The 11,555-nt window shown below is 34.5% G+C and carries 6 protein-coding genes; 2 read left to right on the forward strand and 4 right to left on the reverse strand.

Annotated elements, in window-relative coordinates; translation table 11 throughout:
• Positions 1-8: 8 nt before the first annotated feature.
• From pbpC to BP92_RS0106720, 3 genes are all read right to left on the reverse strand, one after another.
• Positions 9-2,393: a penicillin-binding protein 1C gene (gene pbpC / locus BP92_RS0106710; RefSeq protein ID WP_026725356.1), complete on the reverse strand. Its 2,385-nt coding sequence runs from the start codon at positions 2,391-2,393 to the stop codon at positions 9-11.
• Complete coding sequence (locus tag BP92_RS0106715) at positions 2,369-7,864, reverse strand: alpha-2-macroglobulin family protein (RefSeq protein ID WP_026725357.1); 5,496 nt, start codon at positions 7,862-7,864, stop codon at positions 2,369-2,371. Before BP92_RS0106715 ends, pbpC begins: the two co-directional genes overlap by 25 nt.
• Positions 7,865-7,979: 115 nt before the next feature.
• The gene (locus BP92_RS0106720; RefSeq protein ID WP_026725358.1) at positions 7,980-8,420 is read right to left on the reverse strand and encodes a nucleoside deaminase; all 441 of its coding nucleotides are present in this window, start codon (positions 8,418-8,420) and stop codon (positions 7,980-7,982) included.
• Positions 8,421-8,462: 42 nt separating this feature from the next.
• Here BP92_RS0106720 and BP92_RS0106725 point away from each other — a divergent pair, with 42 nt between their 5' ends.
• Together BP92_RS0106725 and BP92_RS0106730 are read left to right on the forward strand one after the other, a co-directional pair.
• The gene (locus BP92_RS0106725; protein ID WP_035693024.1) at positions 8,463-10,238 is read left to right on the forward strand and encodes a 1-deoxy-D-xylulose-5-phosphate synthase; all 1,776 of its coding nucleotides are present in this window, start codon (positions 8,463-8,465) and stop codon (positions 10,236-10,238) included.
• The gene (locus BP92_RS0106730) at positions 10,231-11,172 is read left to right on the forward strand and encodes a DUF3078 domain-containing protein (protein WP_150111881.1); all 942 of its coding nucleotides are present in this window, start codon (positions 10,231-10,233) and stop codon (positions 11,170-11,172) included. Before BP92_RS0106725 ends, BP92_RS0106730 begins: the two co-directional genes overlap by 8 nt.
• Positions 11,173-11,264: 92 nt before the next feature.
• Here BP92_RS0106730 and BP92_RS0106735 read toward each other — a convergent pair.
• On the reverse strand, positions 11,265-11,555 hold a 291-nt coding region (locus BP92_RS0106735; protein WP_026725361.1), incomplete at its 5' end, for a transposase.

Consider the following 11,555-nt stretch of genomic DNA (forward strand, 5'->3'; position numbering starts at 1 on the left):
TTTTGATTTTATTCACTTTCAAATTGAACTTTTCGCCTGATTTCGTTACCAAATTCATCTACCACAGTAATAACATGAAATCCAGTTGTAGCAAAAATAGGTTTCTCATGAAAGGTTTTTGTATTTCCTACATACTTATCATCTAAATACCAGAATAACTCCGCATCTGAATTAGAATGTGCTACTTTGATGATAGTCGGCTGCACTTTACTTTCAAAATCTTTAGTTAATATGATTTTAGTGTTAGCTTTTGGATAGATAAAATCCATACGTTTGTCTTGTAAAGCATCAACGCAATCGCTTCTAAAAGGCGGTAAATTTTGATAGTTTACATTCTTACTTTTATAATACCATTCCATAACCGGAGGCAAAACAAACCAAGATTTAACCACCATTTCATCAACACTTTCGCAATTACTATTCACTCTAAATTGCTGGCTTTTATCTAAATGAATGATTTTATGATACGGACAATTATCCGTTTTTTTCGCTGTTTTTGGAATCCATTGTTTTGTTTTCGGACAATGGTCTTGCGCTAAATAACCCGATAGCTCACAAACTTCAACAGGATCTAAATCGTTATAGGGCATTTCAAACCATTTCGATTTTGGCAATAATCTGAAAACATCAAATAAAATCGGAGCTGCACTATCAACTCCAGTTAATAATGGTCTTCCTTCACCTGTAGCATTTCCAACCCAAATTCCTACTACGTAATCTTTAGTTACACCAATTGCCCAAGCATCTCTACTTCCAAAACTTGTTCCTGTTTTCCATGCGATTTCTAATGAAGAATCGTAGAATTTCCAAGCTTCATCACCTTCAGGTCGGTTGACTTCTTTCATCGCATTGAATGTTTGCCAAATAGCGCCAGCACCAAAAATGTTTTTCTGACGCGAACTACTGCCAAAATCAGGTTGAAAATTAGCATCGTAATTCAAATTTTGCATTTCATTTTTTCGATATTTAGCATCGTTTTGATTGAAATACGTTAGCGTGGAAGACATATAAGCATAGGCTTTACACAAATCCCATAAATTCGATTCCGCTCCTCCTAAAATCAAGGATAAGCCGTAATTTGAAGGCTGACGATTCACATTTCGCAACTTCAATTGTTGCAATTTTTCATAAAACTGATTCACAGAATAATCTTGCAACATCAAAACCGACGGAATATTCAATGAACGCGCCAAAGCTCTACTCGCAGGAACAGCGCCATCATAAGTTAAATTAAAATTCTGAGGCGAATACCCTGAAATTTGGGTTGGAACATCAGGAACCAAAGTTTGTGGCAAAATATAACCATCATTCAGCATGGCGGCGTACAAATACGGTTTCAAAATACTGCCTGTACTTCGTGGCGCTTCAATGACATCGACATCTTTTTGATGTTCTTTGTCGGTTGGACTGTTTCCAACATATGTAATTACGTTACGCGTTTTTACATCAACCACCAAAACAGAAATATTATACACTTGATTTTGCTTGTAATAGTTATAATATTGTTTTACAATTTCGTTCGTGCGTTCTTGCAAATCCAATTGAATGGTGGTTTTTATTTTTTCAGCTGGATGTTCCTTTGCTACTTTTTGAACCAAATGAGGCGCGATTTGTGGCACATCAAACGGTTTTTGAGGCAAACTTTCTTGCAATGATAATTCGTAAGTTGCTTTATCAATGACTTTATCATTGTATAATTTCTTTAGCAATCGATTACGTTTTGCTAATAATCGCTCCTGATTTTTTCCTGGATAAATTAAACTTGGCGCATTAGGTAAAACCGCTAAAGTAGCTGCTTCCGCCCATGATAATTGATGCGGCTGTAACCCGAAATATTTCCAAGATGCCATTTCTAACCCTACTACATTACTTCCAAAAGGCGCATGAGCACAATACAGTTCTAAAATTTTATCTTTCGAATGGCGAAATTCTAATCGGGTTGCGAGAATCATTTCGATTACTTTTTCAAAATAGGAACGCGACTTTCCTTTTCGGTGCAAACGAATCACTTGTTGGGTTAATGTACTTCCACCACGAACCACACGATTTGCTTTTCGATTTTGCTTAAAAGCATGATACATGGAAATCGGGTTAAACCCAAAATGCTTATAAAAATGTTGGTCTTCAAAAGCAACAATACATTTTTGAAATTTATGTGGCACACTATCACTTTCTGGAAAACGCCATTGACCATCGGAAGCGATTTTAGCTCCTAAAAGTTGCCCATCTTGACTTTCAATTACGGTCGAATAGTTGTTTTCGAATAGTTGTCTTGGGAGTGAAAAATAGTAAACCACCACAAGCAATAAGCTTATGGCAGTTTTAATTTTATTATTCCTAATTTTAGTTTTTAATCGAGTAAACCAACTTACTCTTTCACTATTTGCACCCATTGTCCTTTGGTTCTTGCCAAATAATTATTGTCGTACATCGCCTCACATTGCACTCCTGGGAAATAATATTTTCCTAAGTAAGTGGCATTTAACAACATGGTAAACGTTTTGGTTTCACCAGCTCTAATTCCGAAATAGAATTGTGTTCTATCATCGCGAATATCAATGTAATCGGCTTTGTTTTCGGCATAACTTCCAAAATCGGTATAACGTGAATTCATAATTTCAAATCCAGAAGGAACAATTTGCGAAAGAGCTACATTTTCTAATGTTTCATCCGATTGATTTCTAATAGTTACCTGAGCTACAATTTCGGTTCCTTGTTTTACAGAACTCAAGTTCAAGGTATTACCTTTTCTATCTTTATAAACTACTGATGTTGAGAAGTTTTTCTGAATTTCTTTTTCTTGTCCAACAGGTAAAATGCCACTATTTAATACACGAACATAAAGTGTTCCGCTGTTTTTATTCTGAATCGTTACTGAATTAGAACCTTGTTTTACTACTAAATTTCTATCCACAAATGATTTTTTAGAACTCACTGTATCTGATTTTCCAGCTACTGAATACGTCATATTAACACCTTTTCCTCCGTTTTTAAGAGCAAATTTTGACATCGCATACAATCCAAAAGCTGTTGTTTGCGTACTCATATAACGATTAGACGATAAATCTTTAGCTAATTTGTTTGCCATTTCATACGCTTTCGTTTTGTTATCTACCAAAATGTACGTTTCTAAAACCATAGCTCTATTTCTTTCTTCCGAACCATAGTAATAATCTGCATATCGTTTATCTTCTTGCGTAGTTGTTGTTCCTATCAAAGATAACGCGGCTTTCTTTTGACCAGCTAAAGCATAAGCGGCTGCTAATCGCAATTTAGATTCGTTTGAGATTCCAGTGGTTTCTCTTAATCTGTTCATTGAACCCATATCGGCTGAACCTGCTAATGCTAGCGTATATAAACGATACGCTTGTGCAAAATCGTTACGATACTGTGCGTTGAATCGCCATTTTTTAGCTTCGGATTGTTGGAACGATATCCATTTATTTTTAAATCCGATTGGTAAAACATAGCCTTTTTTCTCAGCTTCAATTAAGAAATGTCCCGCATAAGAAGTTGCCCAATCATCTACATAATTATTTCCTTGCCAATAACTTAATCCACCATTTGATAGTTGGAAATTGCCTAATTTTTGAATTCCAGCATTGATATTTCGTTGAATTTCTGCTTTTTTGTTCGCATCAACATCCATAATATCAGCCAAATATAATTGTGGAAATACAGCCGATGTCGTTTGCTCCACACAACCATGTGGATATTGAATCAAATAACTCAATCGTCCATTGAAATTAATGGTTGGAAAAGACGAAACTTCTAATCTTGCTTTGTTACTTCCTGCAACTCCAAACGTTTTCCAATTAATTGTTTTGGAGCCGTTTGCCGGAATTACCATGTCTACGTAATCATTGGTAACTGGATTTGGATTCGTAATATCAACTTCCACAGCATAGGTCGATTTTTCTTTTCCTGATGTGGCAATGACTTCTATTTTTCCGATACCTGTTGCGCTTCCAACTTCTAAATTAAAGTAGACTACTTTTTCATCTGGCGAACTGAAACTTACATTTTGAGTTGCATTTCCGATAATTCGTACTCCGTTATTTGTTTTTAATTGCACATTAACGTTTTTCACTTGGTTTTCCATTGCGAAAACAGTTACAGGCAACATTATTCTTTCGTTTGGAGAAATTTTTCTTGGTACTGAAGCTAACACCATAACAGGTTTTCTCACAAAAGATGTTTTTTCAACACTTCCGTAAGCACTTGTTTTTGCATCACCCGCTACAACCATTGTTCGTACAGAACCAACGTAATTTGGCAATGTAATCGTATGCGATTTGGTTTGACCTTTTTCCAATTTGAATGGTCCTAAATAAATGACAACGGGTTTAAATCGATTGGCTTTTTTCGCATTTCCACCCGCTAAATCTTGGTCACCACCAATACTGAAAATTTGATTGATTTTTCCACCATAAGCACCAATAACATCATCATAAACATCCCAAGTTTTTACGCCAAGCGCTTGTCTTGAATAGAATTTTTCCCACGCATTTGGAGTTTTAAATCGGGTTAAATCTAACAAACCATCATCTACAATTGCAATGGTGTAGGTCATTTCTTTGCCTGATTTTTCACTAACTTTTACGATAGTTTTTTGTTCTGGTTTTAATACCGCAGGAATTGATACTTCTGGCTCTAAAACAGTATTTTTATTAATGACTTCTACTGGTAAAATTCCGTACATTCTAATTGGCGTATCGTTTATCGTAGAAGCGTGTGGTTTTAACAACGAAATATGAAAATATACATTTGGCGCCATATCACCTGTGATAGGAACTTCCACTTGCGTTTCGCCTTTTTTAGTGGTTGCCCAAAGTGTTTTGATGACTTTCGAACCATTTTCAATCGAAATTAAAGCTCTTCCTCCTTCACTTGACGGGAAAGAAACGATTGCGTTTTCTCCAACATTGTATTTCTCTTTATTAGTTGTAAACACCAACATATTTGCCGTTTCGCTACTTCCTTGACGCGATTTTCCTGACCAATATGGCCAATCGATATAAGAAGTTAAACTCGTTGCGTGACCATCATTCGTATCTTCAACACGAATTAAATATCTTCCCCAATCGGCTTCTGGAATTTTAAATTGAACGCTTGCTTTTCCTGAGGTATCAGTTGAAACCACGTAGTTTCTATAAGCGGTTGTTACTTCCGAAGAATTGTATTGTGATAAATCATCTCCGTCAGAATTCCACCACCAACGCCATTCGACTTTATAGACACGAACTTCTAAATTTTTAACCGATTTTGGTTTACCTAATTCATCTAAAGTCACGATATCATAGCGATTTACTCTATCGGTTTCCAATAAGCCGTATTTGTTTGGTTCTGGAGCTTTTATTCCAACGTAAGTTTTAAATGGTGAAAACGTTACTGTCGCCACATCAGTACTAAAATCACCTCCATTTTCAAAGGCTTTTGTTTGAAAAACCATTTTCAGTTTTCCTGGCGCTTGACTTGTGATTTTAGGTTGAATCGCAACTTTAGCTTTTCCTAAATCATTAACTTTTCCTGAAAAAACGTTTACTTCTTCGGTGTAGAATTTACGTACTTCGTCATCAAAATCATATTTTTCATATTTTTTGAAAACAGTTTGTTGTTCTAGAAATTTAGCTTGCATTTCTACTTTCAAATTTTTCGCAACCGCTCCATGTAACCAAGCTACTTCGACTTCGCCACCGTTTAATCTATTGCCCGAAAGTTGTTTATCAGCAAAACTGTTCTTGATTTTTAAACGGTTTGGTTTGATCGTTTCAATCTTAATGCTTTTGTAAAAATGTACGCCACCAACCGAAATTTTCACTTCCCAATTTCCTGTTGGATCGCTGTCTTTTGTGGCTAATTTGAATTTATAATGGTTTAAACTGTTATATTTTTGAACCATTTGGTAACGCATTTTTCCTTGCGGATCGCTTAACTTAAAAGTAATTGGGTGCGATTTTTCTAATTTGCTTTCCACATCATTCAACATAAAAGCCAAATGCAAAGTATCGCCTGGACGCCAAACGCCTCTTTCACCATAAATAAAACCTTTTAAGCCTTTTTGTAATTCTTCGCCACCTACATCAAAATTACTTACCGACAAGGATTGCCCTTCATCTAGCTTTACATAAGTGGTGTTTTTGTCTTTGGTAACAATCGCAAAAAAGGCATATTTTTTCAACTCGGTTTTTGCTATTCCTTCGCTATCGGTTGTGATAGTTCCTAAAAGTTGTTGTTGGAAATTATACAATTCAATTTTAGCTGATGCAACAGGTTGCGTAGAAACAATATTGTTCACGGCAAAAACATACGAACCGTTTCCGCCACGTTTTGCTATAACTCCTAAATCAGAAGCGATAACATTTGTAAAAATGGTGTTGTTGTAATAGTACGAATCGGTACATGGATCTTCTCTTTCGTACCAATCATAGCCTTCGTAATAGTAATCGTCGTAATAATCTTGACTACTTCTTACTTCATCGTCTTGTTCTTCCTCTTCTTCATTTCCTTCGTCAACGTAAGCCGAAGTACATTTATAAAGCGAATATTTACGTTTATACGATATTTCAACACGATAAATTGCGCCTGGATTTGGTGTAATTATTTTAGATAAATCAATCGCGTACGCATTCCATTTACTGGAATTTTGTAATTTGTTTTTATTTAGTGCAATCGTTTTTTTAACGATTGGCTGCGCTACTTTTCTTAGATTTTGACTTCCATTTAGTTCATTATCTTGCAAGAATTGAAGAATGTTGTTTTTGTAAATTTGGTACACTTTAACATCAACCGCACTCAGATTCACTGATTCAAAATTGATTTTTAAGTTGTTAGAACTTGGCAAAATGGTTCCGCTTTTTATGAAACGAACTCCAGGTTTTACTTGTTCGAAAGTAACTTTTTCGGAGAAGTTTTGTTTCATTTTATAGCCGTCTTCGCTTTCAATTCCTTGAAAAACTTCTACTAAAAGTTCGCCTTTTAAAGGTTCGTTGAAAAACACTTTCAATAAATTTCCTGCTGTTGCAAAACGTAAATTAAGAGCCGATTCAACTTGCACTAAACCAGAAAAATCTTGATCTCTATTTAAAGGATCAGAAAAGTTTAATAATAAGACTTGATTATTGTCTTTCTCAACTTCAGCCGAAACTATTTTAAAATTACTTTTTCCAGGGATATCGTAAAGCATTTCGCCTTTTTGATCGATATCAAATGGAGTTCCATCCCATGAAATTTTAATTTTACTGTCTTCAACTTGTCTTTTAATGCTGTCGATTACAAACTTGTATTCCTTTTTATTGCTTAATTCTTTGACAAACTTAACCTTAACCGATTTATCTTCTTGATTAACAGAAATAAGTTTTTTAGCGGTTTCAAAATCCAAATCATCACTCGATGTGATTACTCCGTTTAAATATTGGTAATCTTTACTATACGATTGTAAATCATTGGTGGTTACCATAAAATCTTGCTTTATGGTTTTAATAGTGAAGTTGAAATCTTTTAATTTGCTTGGAACATTAGTTAATTCCGACAAATGCAGTGTAACTTGATATTCTTTGTTTTGATCTAATTTTTTTTCTGGAATAAAAGCGATGGTATTATTAGAAAGCGCCACTACTTTTCCATCAACACTTGGGCTAATGGTAAACAGATTTTCATCTAACTCTTCGTTGGCTGTCCATTCTTTTTTGTCAAAAGCTAAAACTACTCTAATGTCGCTGTTTGCCGAGACCAATCCCGAACTAAAGTTGAGAATATACGCTTTGAACTGAGAGAAATCAGAATTGAAATCTTTAGCGCTTTTAGAGCACGACAAAGCTACAATCAATACAAATATCAATTGTAAAAAACGAGTTGTTTTCATTTGGAAGGAGATTAGAGAGTTAGTTTGTTTTTGTTCTCAAATTAGCAATAACAAAAACCATGCAAATTCTTATGTAAATATAAAAATATTTTTTGAATAAAATCCTTACAAAAATTTATCGCTTATTTTTAAAAAAAGCCTTCATCAAATCACTACACTCTTTTTCTAAAACACCTGAAATTACTTGAGTTTTCGGGTGTAATTGAGTTCCCATTTTTTGAAAACCACGATTTTCATCGGAAGCACCAAAAACAATTTTTGAAATTTGCGACCAATACAAAGCGCCGGCGCACATTTGACAAGGTTCTAAAGTCACATATAAAGTGCAATCTTTCAAATATTTTCCTCCGATGAAATTCGCAGCGCTGGTTATGGCTTGCATTTCGGCATGAGCGGTGACATCATGAAGCAATTCTGTTAAATTATGTGTTCTTGCAATGACGCGATTATCTATCACAATAACAGCTCCCACTGGAATTTCACCTTTTTCAAAAGCAATTTCGGCTTCTTGTAAGGCTTTCTTCATAAAAAAGGCGTCGGTAAAAATATTCTCCATAAGTACAAAAATACAACAACCAATTCTTACTTTTGTGCTGTGATGGAAAATTTGCTTTCAAAAATTAACAACCCAACCGATTTAAGGAAACTTCCTGAAAATCAATTACCTCAATTGGCCAAAGAATTGAGAGACTTTATCATTGATATTGTTTCCAAGAAAGAAGGGCATTTGGGCGCGAGTTTAGGCGTTGTAGAATTAACGATTGCATTGCATTATGTTTTCAACACACCAGAAGATTTACTAGTTTGGGATGTAGGTCATCAAGCTTACGGACACAAAATCTTAACCGAAAGACGCAACATTTTCCACACGAATAGAGAATTAAACGGAATTTCAGGTTTTCCTAAACGAAGTGAAAGTATTTATGATACGTTTGGCGTTGGACATTCTTCCACTTCGATTTCAGCTGCTTTAGGAATGGCGTTGGCTTCACAGTTAAAAGGAGAAGTTGACAAGCAACATATTGCAGTAATTGGTGACGCTTCGATTGCAAGCGGAATGGCTTTTGAAGGCTTAAATCATGCGGGAGTTACCGTTGCTAATTTGTTGGTGATTTTAAATGATAATGCGATTGGAATTGACCCCAGTATTGGCGCTTTGAAAGATTATTTAACCGCTGTAAAAGAAGGAAAAAACCCAAAGCAAAACAACATCATCAAATCTTTGAATTTTGATTATTCAGGTCCGATTGATGGTCATGATTTACCTAAATTGATTTCGGAATTAGAACGACTAAAATCAGTAAAAGGTCCGAAATTCTTGCATGTGATAACTACCAAAGGCAAAGGATTGCAATTGGCGGAAGAAGATCAAGTAAAATATCACGCACCAGGAAAGTTTGATGCTGAAACTGGAAAAATCCATCCGAAAGACGAATCGCATTTACCTCCAAAATTTCAAGATGTTTTCGGACATACTTTGGTAGAATTAGCAAAACAAAACGAAAAAATCATTGGAATTACTCCGGCCATGCCTACAGGAAGTTCCATGACCTATATGATGGAAGCTTTTCCAAAACGTGCAATTGACGTAGGAATAGCTGAACAACACGCCGTTACCTTGGCTGCTGGAATGGCAACACAAGGAATGGTAGTTTTTTGTAATATTTACTCCACTTTTTTACAACGCGCTTATGACCAAGTGATTCACGATGTGGCTTTGCAAAATTTACCGGTTATTTTTTGTTTAGACAGAGCTGGATTAGTGGGTGAAGATGGTGCAACGCATCATGGCGTATTTGATATTGCGTATTTGAATTGCATTCCGAATATGATTATTGCCGCTCCAAAAGACGAAATCGAATTGCGAAATATTATGTTTACGGCTTCAAAAGGTTTAAATCATCCTATCGCCATTCGCTATCCGAGAGGAAGAGGCGAAAATGTGAATTGGGAACAACCTTTTGAGAAAATGGAAATCGGAAAGATAAAAGAACTTCAAAAAGGAAGTAAAGTTGCGATTTTATCTACGGGAACTATTGGTAATAATGTAACTAAAGCCTTGAAAGATGTTGAAAATTCGAAACTATATTCACATTATCATTTTCCATTTATAAAGCCATTAGATATTGATACTGTTAAATCCATTATAAATTCTCACGAACAGATTATTACTATCGAAGATGGCATAATTACAGGTGGTTTTGGAGAACAAATCAGTGCAATTATTGCGACGAATAATCTAAATAAATCAATCATAAATTTAGGAATTCCTGATTCATTTATAGAGCATGGAACAGTTTTTGAGTTACAACAACTTTGCAAAATCGACGTTAATCATTTAAAACAATTATTTAATACTTATTCAGATGTTTAAAAAAGTTTACCTATTTGGGCTATTGGTTTTTTGTTTACAATCTTCAGCGCAAATTATTAGAACTAAATTACCAGATTCAATTTCATATTGGAAAAAAGAAAATAAAGTAGGTTTAGACATTTCACAGATAACTTTTGTAAACTGGAATGCTGGAGGAAATAATTCTGTTTCGGGACTTCTAAAAGGACAGTTTATTCGTACGTATGTTAAAGAAAACATTCATTGGAAAAACGAATTAATTGCGCGCTACGGAATAAACAAACAAGAAAAACAAGATGTTAGAAAAACAGATGACCAATTACAAATAAACTCTACATTTGGATATCGAACAGACACTATTTCGAATTGGTATTATGCTGGTAAATTTAATTTTAACACACAGTTCGCAAATGGTTATGCCTACCCAAATACTGATTTAGCTATTTCAAAGCCATTTGCACCTGCTTATACATTCTTAGGTATTGGAGCGGAATATTCAAGAAAAGATTTGAATCTTAACCTATATCTTTCTCCTTTAACGCAGAAAACAACTATGGTTTTCGATCAAAGGTTAGCAAATCAAGGTGCTTTTGGAGTTGAAAAAGCTATTTATGATGAATTTGGCAATCTTATTAAGGAAGGTAAAAACATAAGAAATGAAACCGGAATCTTAGTTACAAACCAATGGAAAACAGAAGTATATAAAAACATTATGTTAGAACACAGAATCGCATTATACACAGATTATATTAATAATTTTGGAAATATTGATGTTGACTGGCAACTGCAATTAGATATGACCGTAAATCAGTATGTAAAAGCGAATATAGGAACACATATCGTTTATGATGACGATATTAAATCAAAAGAGGAAGTAAACGGAGTTCAAGTGATTAAAGGACCAAAAGTTCAGCTTAAGCAAATACTCGGTGTGGGATTAGTTTATTCGTTTTAATAAAAAAAAGCTTCAAAATTGAAGCATTTTTTATTCTCTGATTTGAACTAATTTTCATGTATGAAAATAATATCTTAACCCGTTGGGTGAAATTAAATTAATTGATTTTTGATTTTATTTATTGGTCTATCAAAGATAAATTTATTGATATATTGAACTAGAGTTAATGCTGTTATTTTGGCTAGAATTCGAGTTTTAAATCCCTCAAAAGTTTTAGCATAATTTCTTCTAATTAAAAATTGGTCACACAGTTGCGAGAATAAAGTTTCAATTCTTTTTCTTGCTTTTCTGAAAACATACGGCTGTGGTTTATAATTCACTTGATTCATTCTTTTTGGCGTTTCCAATTTAATATTTGCTGATTGGAATAAATCGAGTTGTAT

The organism is Flavobacterium sasangense DSM 21067, from assembly GCF_000686885.1.
Taxonomy (GTDB): Bacteria; Bacteroidota; Bacteroidia; order Flavobacteriales; family Flavobacteriaceae; genus Flavobacterium; species Flavobacterium sasangense.